Origin of the sequence: Aquamicrobium defluvii (assembly GCF_004363725.1) — a bacterium.
Classification (GTDB): Bacteria; Pseudomonadota; Alphaproteobacteria; order Rhizobiales; family Rhizobiaceae; genus Mesorhizobium; species Mesorhizobium defluvii.
On the sequence record NZ_SNZF01000011.1, the window covers coordinates 20,982 to 33,424 of the forward strand.

The 12,443-nt window shown below is 61.9% G+C and carries 14 protein-coding genes and 1 tRNA gene; 10 read left to right on the forward strand and 5 right to left on the reverse strand.

All coding sequences use genetic code 11. From position 1 onward, the window contains the following. Positions 1-62: 62 nt before the first annotated feature. From DES43_RS09910 to DES43_RS09945, 8 genes are all read left to right on the forward strand, one after another. Positions 63-2,777, forward strand: coding sequence for an SPOR domain-containing protein (locus DES43_RS09910; RefSeq protein WP_035025855.1), 2,715 nt, complete (start codon positions 63-65; stop codon positions 2,775-2,777). 106 nt (positions 2,778-2,883) lie between these two features. Continuing rightward, positions 2,884-3,903, forward strand: coding sequence for a beta-N-acetylhexosaminidase (nagZ, locus tag DES43_RS09915; protein WP_133675066.1), 1,020 nt, complete (start codon positions 2,884-2,886; stop codon positions 3,901-3,903). Between the two features lie 104 nt (positions 3,904-4,007). Continuing rightward, positions 4,008-4,799 (forward strand): segregation and condensation protein A, encoded by a 792-nt coding sequence (locus tag DES43_RS09920; protein WP_035025938.1) that lies wholly within the window; start codon positions 4,008-4,010, stop codon positions 4,797-4,799. Continuing rightward, positions 4,796-5,527, forward strand: a complete 732-nt coding sequence (gene scpB / locus DES43_RS09925; protein ID WP_035025859.1) for an SMC-Scp complex subunit ScpB — start codon at positions 4,796-4,798, stop codon at positions 5,525-5,527. Before DES43_RS09920 ends, scpB begins: the two co-directional genes overlap by 4 nt. Positions 5,528-5,683: 156 nt before the next feature. After that, positions 5,684-5,899 (forward strand): twin-arginine translocase TatA/TatE family subunit, encoded by a 216-nt coding sequence (locus tag DES43_RS09930; RefSeq protein WP_035025860.1) that lies wholly within the window; start codon positions 5,684-5,686, stop codon positions 5,897-5,899. A gap of 24 nt (positions 5,900-5,923) precedes the next feature. After that, a complete protein-coding gene (tatB, locus tag DES43_RS09935; protein WP_035025862.1) occupies positions 5,924-6,550 on the forward strand; it encodes a Sec-independent protein translocase protein TatB in 627 nt (208 codons plus the stop codon). A gap of 56 nt (positions 6,551-6,606) precedes the next feature. Then, complete coding sequence (gene tatC, locus DES43_RS09940; RefSeq protein WP_084496466.1) at positions 6,607-7,407, forward strand: twin-arginine translocase subunit TatC; 801 nt, start codon at positions 6,607-6,609, stop codon at positions 7,405-7,407. A 197-nt stretch (positions 7,408-7,604) separates the two neighbouring features. After that, complete coding sequence (locus DES43_RS09945; protein ID WP_035025865.1) at positions 7,605-8,078, forward strand: YciE/YciF ferroxidase family protein; 474 nt, start codon at positions 7,605-7,607, stop codon at positions 8,076-8,078. 47 nt (positions 8,079-8,125) lie between these two features. On the opposite strand, the gene DES43_RS09950 is transcribed toward DES43_RS09945, so the two are convergent. The 5 genes from DES43_RS09950 to DES43_RS09970 all read right to left on the reverse strand — a co-directional run bounded on the left by DES43_RS09950 (position 8,126) and on the right by DES43_RS09970 (position 10,931). Then, entirely contained in the window at positions 8,126-8,368 is a 243-nt protein-coding gene (locus DES43_RS09950; protein ID WP_035025866.1) for a hypothetical protein, read from the reverse strand. Between the two features lie 175 nt (positions 8,369-8,543). Then, complete coding sequence (gene yghX / locus DES43_RS09955) at positions 8,544-9,431, reverse strand: YghX family hydrolase (protein ID WP_035025868.1); 888 nt, start codon at positions 9,429-9,431, stop codon at positions 8,544-8,546. Between the two features lie 119 nt (positions 9,432-9,550). Further along, positions 9,551-9,832 (reverse strand): hypothetical protein, encoded by a 282-nt coding sequence (locus tag DES43_RS09960; protein WP_051611349.1) that lies wholly within the window; start codon positions 9,830-9,832, stop codon positions 9,551-9,553. Positions 9,833-10,053: 221 nt separating this feature from the next. Beyond that, positions 10,054-10,128, reverse strand: a tRNA-Val gene (locus tag DES43_RS09965). A gap of 122 nt (positions 10,129-10,250) precedes the next feature. Further along, entirely contained in the window at positions 10,251-10,931 is a 681-nt protein-coding gene (locus DES43_RS09970; RefSeq protein WP_035025872.1) for a phosphoglycolate phosphatase, read from the reverse strand. Between the two features lie 147 nt (positions 10,932-11,078). Between DES43_RS09970 and rpiA the strand changes: the two genes are divergently transcribed. Beyond that, positions 11,079-11,777 (forward strand): ribose-5-phosphate isomerase RpiA, encoded by a 699-nt coding sequence (rpiA, locus tag DES43_RS09975; RefSeq protein ID WP_035025874.1) that lies wholly within the window; start codon positions 11,079-11,081, stop codon positions 11,775-11,777. Positions 11,778-11,796: 19 nt separating this feature from the next. Continuing rightward, positions 11,797-12,366 (forward strand): DUF2059 domain-containing protein, encoded by a 570-nt coding sequence (locus tag DES43_RS09980; protein WP_035025876.1) that lies wholly within the window; start codon positions 11,797-11,799, stop codon positions 12,364-12,366. Positions 12,367-12,443: the final 77 nt, after the last annotated feature.

The window sequence follows — 12,443 nt, forward strand, 5'->3', positions numbered from 1 at the left end:
CTGGTAGGGGCCAACCTTACGCGACGTCGATGGCGTCCGATTGTGCGAGTTCGGGAACGACGATGGCAGACAGAACCCAGCTGAGGATAGCAGGCCGCGACGACAACATCGCGGAAGACGATCCGTTCGCGGAACTGACCCGGATCATGGGCTTCGATCCGCGCGTTCCGGTCGCGCCCGAAAGCGAACAGCGCTCCGAAGTCGCCGTCGAGGACGATTTCGCCATCGATCTCGAAAAGGAGTTGATGGGCGAGTTCGGCGACGAGCTTCAGCCTGAAGCTGCGCCGCAAATCGCTTATGCCCCCATTGGGCAGCCATCTTATGCGCCTGCGCACGATGTCGGGTATTCACAAGCCGGTGACGCCCATTTCGACACCGGCAGAGAGTCCGATCAGGCTGCTGCCGAGTCGGTGGCCGCCGACCTGTTCTCCGACGAGAGCGCCTTTGACGAGGTTCCTGCGGAATCTCACGGCGATCCGGTGGATTTCATTGCCGATGGCCAGCCGGATTTCGCCGATTTCGACGACATGCTCGCATCGGAGCTGACCGATACGCGCGTCGAAGCCGAGAGCGGCTTTGCCGTGCGGGACGAAGCGCCGGCTCCGGAATTTTCCCAGCCCTTGTCGGCAGAGGATGAATTTTTCGCTTTCGACGATGCCGATTTTGCCTTCGAGGAGCAGCATCCGGAGGCGGCGTCCGTGCCTCGGTCGTCCGCTGCCGCCGGTTTCGACGACGCGGCATTGGACGACAACGGCGACGAATTCGAGCGTGCACTGGCGGCTGCGGTTTTTGACGATGGTGATGAACGAGCTGGCGCGCAGGTTGCAGACAGCCCGGTTGCAGACACCTATGCGCAGCAATTCGCGGAAAGCGTCGAGCCCGAACCTGTAGCGGAAGCGCCGCAGGTTTCGCTGGAAGACGAACTCAATGCGTTGCTGAACCGGATGTCGGCGCGGCCGGAGCCGGCTTACGAGCCCGAGTTCCAGCTTGAGAGGCCGCTCGACGTCCATGTCGAGCAATCGGCCCATCAGGGTTACGAGCAGCCGCAGGCGCCGGCGCATGAAGATTTCGACCTCGATCTGGATCTCGCAGCTTTTGATGCGCAGCCGCAGAACGCTCCGCAAGCGCCCGTTGATCCGGTCGAGGCCCTGAAACCCTTTGTTCCTGCGGCGGCAGTCGCGGCTGCTTCGGCACAGGCGCATAGCTGGAGCCGCGGCACGCCATTTATTCGCCAGCACCAGACTTCGGGTGAGCAGGCAGCGCCGGTGACCGGTCAGCCGCAGCAGCATGAGCCCGCGTTTGCCGCCGCTGCGCCGGATTATGTGGTTTCCCCGCCGGCTCGCGCCGCAGCGGCCGTCGAGAGCGGGCATGGAGCGTTTGCCGCAAAGTCTGCACCCCTTCGGCCAGCAGCTGAGATGCCGGAGCTGGAAACGGTGGAAATACCGGAGAAGGCTGTCGCTCTGGCAGACGATCTCGATATCCCCGAGGTTCCTTTCGAGGAGGACAAGGCCGAGGCGCCCGCCTATGACGATCTCGACGCCGAGTTCACCAGCCTTCTGAGCGAGATGAACGTCAGCGAGACGGATCCCGCCGCATCGACGGCCGCTTTCGAGGCTCCGGGGCAGCAAGCGGAAGCGCATGCCGCGGCGCCGGTTGCCGGAATGGCGTCGAACCAGCCAACCGGCGACGGCGGTCAGACTTTCGGTGATTTCGATTTCAGTGAATTTGCCCGCCAGCCCTATGCGGCTCAGGATGCGGCCGATGACGGATTCGACTACGATCCGGATGCCGGTGAGGCGATGTCCGAAGCAGACGATGTGGATGAGCAGCGTCCGCGCAGCCGTCTGCTCCTGGTTGCGGCTGTTGTCGGCGCGGTGGCGTTGATCGGAGGTATCGGCGCGTTTGCCCTGTCCTTCGGTGGCGGCGATTCCGGCGATGCGCCGGTTCTGGTGAGGGCCGATGAAAGCCCGATCAAGGTCAAGCCCGAAAATCCCGGCGGCGCCGTGATCCCCAATCAGGACAACAAGGTATACGATATGGTGGCCAAGGGCGGCAAGCCGGCAACTCCCACGCAGGAGAAGCTGGTTTCCGATGCAGAGCAGCCGGTCGACGTTGCGGCCCGCGCTTCGGCTCCGCGTATTGTTGGCGAGGGCGCACCCGCCAAGTCCGAGGATCGTATCCAGCCGGCGCAGGCCGATGACGAAGCGGCCGTGGACGAAGTGCCCGCCGTTGCACCGCGCAAGGTGCGCACGATGGTGGTTCGCCCGGATGGCACGCTGGTGGCGCGCGAAGATCCGCAGCCTGCGCAGCAGATCGCCGCCACCGAGCCGATGGACCCTGCGCCGCAGACGGTGAGCGCGCCCGGTGCCGAGCAGACCGGTGCCGTTGCGCCGGCCGTCAACACCCGGCAGACCGCCAGCACGCCGGCCGCTGCACCCGTCGCGCCGCAGCGCCCGGCTGAACAGCCCGTCGATATCGTCGGCGAGGTGAAGCCGGGTCAGGTCGCCGCGCTCGATCCGAACGCCGCGGCAGCCGGCAGCTGGGCCATGCAGATCGCTTCGCAGCCAAGTGTCGAGGCGGCGCAGTCGACCTATCAGGACCTTGCCCGCCGCTATGCCGGCGTGCTCCAGGGCCGCAGCGTCAACATCGTCAAGGCCGAGGTGGCCGGCAAGGGTACCTTCTACCGGGTTCGGGTTGCCGCGGATTCCCGCGCCGAAGCGATCAGCCTGTGCGAAAAGTACAAGGCAGCGGGCGGCAATTGCTTCGTTTCGAAGTAAGGGAAAAAAACGGTCCACCTCATGAAGGCCGGTGCAAACTGCACCGGCCTTTTCTGGTTGCGAACGGGCGATTCCCTTTCTGGTCCGAACCCACTAGATTCGGAGCATGACCGAATCAAAGACGCTCATCCTCGGCTGTGCCGGCCATTCGCTTACCCGGGAGGAAGTTCGCTTCTATCGGGGGGAATGTCCCTGGGGCTTCATCCTGTTTGCCCGCAACATCAGCGAGCCGGAACAGATCCGCGACCTCGTCGCCTCGATGCGCGATTGTGTCGGGCGTGAAGATGCTCCGGTCTTCATCGATCAGGAGGGCGGCCGCGTGCAGCGCCTGCGCCCGCCGCTGGCGCCAAACTATCCGCCGGCTGCCGTGATCGGCGAAATCTACAGTCGCGATCGCGAAGCCGGTTTGCGCGCCGCGTGGCTGCATGGGCGCATGCATGCCTTCGATCTCGCACGGTATGGCATAAGCGCCGACTGTCTTCCGGTGCTCGACGTGCCGGTGGAAGGCGCCAGCGACGTCATCGGCCAGCGTGCCTATGGAAGCGATCCGGACATGGTCGCCCGGCTTGGCCGCGCCTCGGCCGAGGGTCTTATGGCCGGTGGCCTGTTGCCGGTCATGAAGCATATCCCTGGTCACGGCCGGGCATCGTCCGATACGCATTTCGAGTTGCCGACGGTGCACGAAGCCTTCGATGAGCTGCGCCGACACGATTTTGCCCCCTTCAGGGCGTTGAACGATCTGCCTGCTGCAATGACCGCGCATGTGGTGTTCAGTGCCATCGACCCCAAAGGCCCTGCGACCACTTCGGGCAAGGTGGTCGAGGAGGTGATACGTGGCGAGATCGGCTTCGACGGGCTACTGATCAGCGACGACATCTCCATGAAGGCACTTTCTGGGGATTTCGGCTCCAAGGCCGCTGCAATTCTTGCGGCTGGTGTCGATATCGTTCTTCACTGCAACGGTGTCATAGAGGAAATGACGGCTGCCGCATCGAAGGCGAGGGCGCTGGAGGGCGAAGCGCTCAGGCGGGCCGGGCGTGCGCTGTCCGTGACGGCCCACAGCGGCGAAGGGAGCGAGGAAGAGCTTCGGGCGGAGTTCACGGAGTATTTCGCGGCAGTGGCCTGATGCCGCTGACCGGGGCGGAGAAAACCGCCGGCGGGCAGATCGGAGAGCGGAGAGACGTGGCGCAACCGGCAGCAGGAGAGCAGAAGGCCCCGCGGCCCACGCCGATGGAACGGCTGTGGGCGGATGACGACCGGCGCACCGACGACCCCGCACTGGTTGTCGACGTCGAGGGGTTTGAAGGCCCGCTCGATCTGCTTTTGCACCTTGCCCGCAACCAGAAGGTGGACCTGGCGCGCATTTCGGTTCTGGCCTTGGCCGAACAGTATCTGCTGTTCATCGACAAGGTGCGCGCGCTGCGCCTCGAACTTGCCGCCGACTATCTCGTCATGGCGGCATGGCTCGCTTTCCTCAAATCGAAACTGCTCATTCCGAAGCAGCCCGGCGAGGAGGGGCAGAGCGGCGAGGAACTGGCGGCGGTGCTGCAGTTCCGCCTGCGCCGCCTCGAAGCCATGCGCGATGCGGCCGTGCGGCTGGTCAATCGCAACCGCCTGGGACGGGACGTCTTTGCGCGCGGTATGCCCGAACTCGTCATCGTCGAAAAGCGCAACCAGTATTCTGCAACCCTGTACGACCTGTTGAGCGCCTATGCGTCGCAGCGCCAGCGGCAGGCAGTCACCAGCGTTCATATCGCCCGGCGCGGCGTGTGGTCGCTCAAGCAGGCGCGCGAGATTCTGACGCGTATGATTGGCGAACTGGACGACTGGGCGCCTCTCGATGGGTATCTGATCCGCTATCTCGCGTCGCCCGAGGACAGGCGCACGGCAATCGCCAGTTCCTTCGCGGCATCGCTGGAGCTGGTTCGCGAGGGCAGGGCGGAGGTGCGCCAGCAGGAGCCTTTTGCGCCCATCTACCTGCGTGGACGAGGGGCGAAGGGGGAAGAAGAGGCGTCACCATGACCGATGGCAATAACGCCTCCGTCATTCCCTTTCCGGGCGAGGATGACGCGCGCAGTACAAAGCGCATGAATCCCGCCAGTGGGGAAGAGATCGTGCGCATGGCCGAGGCGATCGTTTTCGCCAGCGCCGGGCCCGTCAGCGAAAAGCAGCTGGCGGCGCGCCTGCCCGAAGGCATCGACCTGGCGGCGACGATGCGTGAGTTGCAGCAGATTTATGCCATGCGCGGCGTCAATCTGCACAAGATCGGCGACGGCTGGGCCTTTCGCACGGCAGGCGATCTCTCCTTCCTGATGAGCCGCGACACCGTGCAGCAGAAGAAATTGTCGCGGGCCGCGCTCGAGGTTCTGGCCATCATCGCCTATCATCAGCCGGTGACCCGCGCCGAGATCGAGGAAATCCGCGGTGTGGAGACCTCCAAAGGGACGCTCGACACCTTGCTGGAAACCGAATGGGTGCGCATGCGTGGCCGCCGCAAGACCCCTGGCAGACCCGTTACCTATGGCACGACCGAGGCGTTCCTCGACCATTTTTCGCTGGAGGAACTGCGCGATCTGCCGGGCATCGAGGAATTGAAGGGCGCGGGACTTCTGTCCGGCCGGATGCCGGCCAATTTCTCCATACCGCTGCCGCCCGTCGATGCCGATGCGCTCACGGAAGATGAGGACCCTCTGACCGATATCGATCTGGAGGATCTCGGTCTGCTGACACCGCGTGTCACGGAAGATTGAGGGCCTTCGAACCACCGGTGCGCGCTTTTGCGCGAGTGTGCGGGCCAAAAGCGCGTGACATTCGCAAATCATTCGTGAAGATTGCTTCGGTAGCGTTTGAAACGCGGCGCGAAAGCGCATAGATCAGTTTCTGGAACACTTACGAGAGAGAGTGCAATGGGTTCGTTTTCGATTTGGCACTGGCTGATCGTTCTGGTCATCGTGCTGCTGGTGTTCGGCCGCGGCAAGATTCCGGAGCTGATGGGCGATATGGCCAAGGGAATCAAGAGCTTCAAGAAGGGCATGGCTGACGACGATGACGACACGCGCACCGTCGAGCATCGTTCCGATGAAACGGTTTCTCCTTCCAAGGAAAAAGCCGGCAAGAGCTGAATTCCGTTTCCGGGTTGAGTAGCCATGTTTGATTTCGGCTGGTCCGAATTGATGGTGATCGCGATCGTGATGATCGTGGTCGTCGGGCCTAAGGATTTGCCTAAGATGCTGCGCACCGTTGGCCGTATGACGGCCAAGATGCGCGGCATGGCAAATGATTTTCAACGGCAGTTCAACGAAGCGTTGAAGGAAGCCGAGCTTGAGGATGTCAAAAAGTCCGTGGATTCCCTGCGCAGCCTCAATCCGGCGGCGGAAATCCGCAAACAGCTCAACCCGTTTGAAAAGGCGGCGTCTGATGTGAAGAGCAGCATCGACGATGCCGGCAAGCTCAAGGCCACACCGGTGCCGGAAGTGCCGCAGGCCGATGCCGATGCACCTTTCCCTGCCATGACCGACGCTTCCGTGCCGCCGGCGCGGGCCGCCGATACGGCTACAAAGGCAGCGAAGTCGCCGCGCAAGGGAACGAAAAAGAGCGCGTCTGGCAAAGCCGATGTTAAGGCGGCCCCGGCCGGAGCGCCATCCGCCAGCAAGGCAAGCCCGAAGACGACAAAGGCTTCAGGGGCTGCCGCGGCAAAGCCCGCAGCGGCGAATCCTGCCGCCAAACCCCGCGCTTCCGGCAGTTCAGGCAAGACGACGAGGAAGCCGAAGTGAGTGCCAGTGAAAAGGATGAGATCGACCAGTCGTCGGCGCCTCTCATCGAACACCTCATGGAACTGCGTACCCGGCTGATCTGGTCGATCGGCGGGTTCTTCATTGCGTTCCTGTTCTGCTTCTTCTTCGCGAAGGCGCTTTTTAACATCCTCGTCATTCCCTTCAAATGGGCGACGAGCTGGGCGGGCCTGGACCCGACCAGGGTCGAGCTGATCTACACCGCGCCGCAGGAGTTCTTCTTCACGCAGATCAAGCTTGCCATGTTCGGCGGCATGGTCATCGCGTTTCCCCTGATCGCCACGCAGATCTACAAATTCATCGCGCCCGGCCTCTACCGGAACGAGCGAGCCGCCTTCCTGCCTTTCCTCATTGCCTCGCCGATCCTGTTCCTGATCGGCGCCTCTCTGGTCTACTTCTTCTTCACCCCGATGGTGATGTGGTTCTTCCTGACCATGCAGCAGGCAGGCGGTGAGGGCGAGGTGCAGATTTCTCTTCTGCCCAAAGTGTCCGAATATCTCAGCCTCATCATGACGCTGATCTTCTCGTTCGGCCTGGTGTTCCAGTTGCCGGTGGTCACCAGCCTGATGGCGCGGGTCGGCCTGCTGTCATCACAGGCGCTGGTCGACAAGCGCAAATGGGCGATTGTGCTCGCCTTCGTCGTGGCCGCCATCCTCACCCCGCCCGATCCCCTGAGCCAGATCGGCCTCGCTGTCCCGACCATCATTCTTTACGAGATTTCGATCTGGACGGCCCGGATGATCGAGCGTTCCCGCGCGAAAGAGGAGGCCGAACGCGAGGCGGCCGACAGCGAACAGACTGCATCCGCAGACACCTCGCCCCCGGACCCGGCAGCCTGACGGACTTCCTGTTCCGACACGATTCTTGTGACGAATATGCCGGGGCGGCGGCTGAAACATCCTGCCCGGCGCCCTGTATTGCGGTGCGCCGGGTCTCCTTCTTTCGCAATGCGTGCGTAGCCCCAGTGGAACCAGAGAGCGGCCACCTTCATTCATGAAGAAGGCGGGAGCTTCCCTTCTTTCACAAGGACCAAGCGATGAAAACTCTGGCGAACCTGTTCGAGCATACGCTCAAGGATGTCTACTATGCGGAGACTGCGCTGACCAAAGCGCTTCCGAAAGTTTCCAGGGCCGTGAAAAGCGCCGATCTGAAAAAGGCGGTCGATGGGCATCTGAAGGAAACGAAGGGCCAGATCCAGACCCTGAAAAAGGTGTTCGAGACCATCGGCGTGGATCCGGCCGGCGAGAAATGCGATGCCATCGAAGGGCTCATCAAGGAAAGCGAAGGTCTGATGGAAGAAGCCTCCGGCAACGCGCTTGATGCCGGATTGCTGGCCGCCTGCCAGGCAGTCGAGCACTACGAGATCGCCCGCTATGGCTCTTTGCGCGAATGGGCCAAGGTGCTCGGCAACACGCAAGCCCACAACCTTCTGACCGAGATTCTGGATCAGGAAAAGGCCGCCAACAACAAACTCACCAATCTGGCCGTTTCATCCCTGAACAGGAAGTAGCTGTCGCCGGCAGTCTCCGGTGCATGCGTGCTGGCTGCGGCAAATGCCTACCGCCAGTTCCGGGTGCCATCGTTGGCGCCGCATCCGTAGGGCGGCGCCACGTTGCCGAATGTGGTGTGGAGCTTGTCGCAGCCCCATTTGTTGATCGGCCCCGGCATGCGGCTGTTGAATTCTATGCCGACCTCGTCATAAGGCGTCTCGGTATTGGTCACGTAGCTGTACCATCTCCAGCCCACCGAAATGACCACCGCGACCACGGCGATCAGCAATATCTGGACAAGCTTCTTCAAGGGACGACTCCACAACCTCAGCTTCGGCTGCGGGTATATCAGCCGCGCCTGGCCGTCAAACGAGCGCGACGTTTCCAGAGCAATTCCAGCAAAACTGCGAAGCTGTTTTGCGTTCGGATTTGCCTAAAGCAAAAGGTTAGAGCGTTTCTGCGATTCGAAGAAAAGCGGAAATGCTCTAAACAAGATATCGCCTGAACCAGTCGATCGTCCGCTCCCATGCGAGTTTCGCTGCGGCCTCGTCGTAACGCGGCGTCGAGTCGTTGTGGAAGCCGTGGTTGACCCCGGGATAGATGTAGGCCTCATAGGTTTTGCCGTTTTCCCTGAGTGCCGCCTCGTAGGCGGGCCAGCCCTCATTTATGCCCGCGTCAAGCTCGGCATAGTGGATCAGCAACGGCGCCTGAATGCGCGGCACGTCTTCGGCGCTCGCCTGCCGTCCGTAAAAAGGCACGGCAGCGCCCAGTTCCGGATAGGCGACTGCCGCCGCATTGGCCACGCCGCCGCCGTAGCAGAAGCCTGTGATGCCGATCTTGCCGGTCGTGGCGTCGTGTTTCATGAGGAACTCGATAGCCGCGAAGAAATCGTTCATCAGCTTTTCAGGGTCGACCTCCCGCTGTAATTCCCGACCCTTCTCATCATTGCCGGGATAGCCGCCCACCGACGTCAACCCATCCGGCGCCAGCGCCACGAACCCTGCCTTGGCAACGCGGCGGGCCACATCTTCGATGTAGGGGTTCAGGCCGCGGTTCTCGTGGACGACGACCACGCCGGCAACCGGCCCCGACGCCGCGGCCGGCCGAACCAGATATCCGCGAACCTCGCCATGGCCGTTCGGGGAGGGGTAGGTGATATATTCCGGAATAATATCCGGATCGGTGAATTCGATCTGCTGGGCCAGCGCATAGTTGGGGCTGAGCGAGGCGAGGATCGCGGCTGCGGTCATGCCGCCTACCGTAAACTTGCTGGCGCGGTCGAGGAATTCGCGCTTCGTTATCTTTCCGTGGGCGTAATAATCGTAGAGTTCGAGCAATTCCAGCGGGAAGTCCTTCGCTGTAAGGCGCGTCATAGCCTTTGCCTCCTGGTTTCGTCGGCGCTCCAGTATAGGCAGGCTGCCGAACGCCAGCGTTCACAAGTTCGTTTGGAGGAAAGGGGCAGTCGGGTTTGATGGACGGATCGTCGACCCATTCAATCCAGATGCAGCTTGTGCAGGATGCGATGCACGATTGGCGCGAAGATGATCCCGAACGCGGCAAGGAAGAACAAACTGGCGTAGAGGCCGTAAAGCCCGACGAAAAGCTTGCCCGCGAAACTGTTGGGAACCTCCAGCAGACCCAGGCCGCTCAGCATGTAGGCCGAATGCAGCAAGGCGTCTTCCAGCCCCTTTCCCTCAAGGAGGACAAGACCGATGACGCCAGCCAGTATCGATACCGCCATCAGCGCCAGAACGAACGCTGTGTGAGCCATCATCCGTGAAAGGAATTTCCGTCTCGAAAGAAAGCTTTCGGAAAGCTTCTCGTACATTCTTGCCGCCCGCCAATCATGCCCGGTTGTACCGCCGCGTCATCAGCATGCCTGCGGTTTAATGAGTGTCAATTCAGGAAGGAAGGTCCGCTTGTTGCACCGCAAACAAGTTTGGGAAAGCAGACAGATGTATCGGAAAGAAAAACCATTTTCCCGCAAGTGGAAAATGGTGGGCGATGTAGGGATTGAACCTACGACCCCACCCGTGTGAAGGGTGTGCTCTCCCGCTGAGCTAATCGCCCGCTCGCAACCTTTCGGCCAAGCGCGCCGCGATATAAGGGGCGGCGTCCCTTTCTGTCAACCTCTCCCCGCGTGCGCGCAGGCAAACATTTTTACCCGATGGCATCCCGGAATGTCCGCGGCCTCAATTCGCCGATTTGATGAGATTGTGAGCGAGGTCGAGCGTTATTTCATCGAAGTGTGAGACGACGACGGACGGGTCGAACGCGCTCACATGCCTGTCGGTGTAGCCGAAATCCACTGCCACCACCGGAATGCCGGCCGCCTTGGCCGTATCGATGTCGGTACGGGAATCTCCCACCATCACGGCACGGTCCGGGTTGCCGCCTGCCTTCAGGATCGTTTCGGTGAGATGGCGCGGATCGGGTTTGCGGAAGGGAAATGTGTCCTGGCCGCAATTCGCCGCAAAATGGCTGCTCAGCCCGAGAGCGTCGATGAGTGCGAGAGAATTTGCTTCATACTTGTTTGTACAGATCGCCAGAATATAGCCTTCCGATTCGAAGCGCGCGATGGCGTCGGTCGCACCGGGAAAAGGTCTCGACCTGCCGGGGATGTTCGCGCTGTAGTGTTCAAGGAAGACGTGGAGCAGGCGGTCATGCTCCACAGCGGTCAGCGGGCGGTTCTGCGCGGCGAACGCCCGCTCGATCATCACCCGTCCTCCATTGCCCACGAAACGCCGGAATGAAGGTTCGTCGACGGCCGGAAGGTCGCTCGTGGCCAGCGTGTGGTTGAGGCTGTCCATCAAATCGGGCGCGGTATCGACCAACGTTCCGTCGAGGTCGAAGACTATGATCGGTCTGGCCATTTCTTTCCCTGCATACTGTTTCCTCCGGGCGATACCCCGTCGGGTTCCGGCAGGCAAGCTTCCGTGCGCGCCGGGAGTGACACAGAGCTTTGACCGGCCCGGCAAAAGTGGTAGGAGCCGGCATCGCGAAACAGGGCGGACATCCGGATGGACCAGAAGCAGCTGAAGATCGAAGCCGCGCGCAAGGCGCTGGAGCATGTCTCGGACGGCATGAGGCTCGGGATCGGCACAGGCTCGACCGCGGAAGAGTTCGTGCGCCTGCTGGCGGAAAAGGTTTCTACCGGACTGAATGTCATCGGCGTTCCGACCTCCGAGCGTACGGCGGCCCTGTGCCGCGAACTGGGCGTTCCTCTTTCCACACTGGAAGAAACGCCGGAACTCGACCTGACCGTCGATGGCGCAGACGAAATCGATTCGGAACTGAGCCTGATCAAGGGGGGCGGCGGCGCCCTGCTGCGCGAAAAGATCGTGGCTGCCGCCTCGGCGCGCATGATCGTCATCGCCGATAAGTCGAAGGTCGTGGAAACGCTTGGCCGTTTTCCTTTGCCGATCGAGGTCAACCGCTTCGGTTTGCGCGCAACCGAACTCGCCGTTGCCGCCGCAGCCGGGAGGCTGGGACTTTCGGGCGACATCAAATTGCGGATGACGGGGTCGCAGCCATTTGTTACAGACGGCGATCATTTCATCCTGGATGCATCTTTTGGCCGCATTCCGGATACAAGAGCGCTATCCAACGCTTTGCATGCCATTCCGGGCGTGGTGGAGCACGGTCTTTTCATCGGGCTGGCGTCTGCGGCGATTGTCGCCGGCAGCGACGGCATCGAGACAATTCAAGCTGTCCGGTAAATCAGGGAGTCCTGCGAACATGAAATTTCAAAACCGGATTCGTCATCTTGCAGCCGCTGTTGCGGCAACCGTCGCCCTGGCTGTCGCCATGCCGGCCTTTGCGCAGGAGATTTCGGAGAGCCATCTGAAGGCCGCGCGCGATGCCGTTGCATCCATCAACGCCACCGATTCCTTCGACGGCATCCTGCCGCAGGCAGCCGCCGCGCTTCAGGCCAGCCTGATCCAGAAGAACCCGAATTTGCAGGAACTCATCAGCAGCACGGTTTCGGCCAAGGCGCTCGAACTGGCTTCCCGCCGCGCCGATCTGGAACGCGAGGCTGCCACCGCTTACGCCAAGGTGTTCTCCGAGGAGGACCTCAACGCCATCGCGGCATTCTACAATTCGGCCGCCGGCAAGAAGCTTCTCGAAAGCGGCCCGATCGTGTCGCGCGAACTGGTTCGCGCTGCCGAAATCTGGCAGAACGGCATCGCCCGCGATCTGGCGCAGCAGGTTGGCGAAGCCTTGCAGTCCGCGTCGGGCGCACAGGTGCAGCCGGCAGACGGCACGGAGGCTCCGGCCGAGGGGCAGGCTCCCGCGAGCGGCAACTGAGCCGCCTTCCTGTTTCAAATGTCGTATGAAGCCCGGCCAGCGCCGGGCTTTTCTTTTGTGCGGGTGCGTCCTACCTG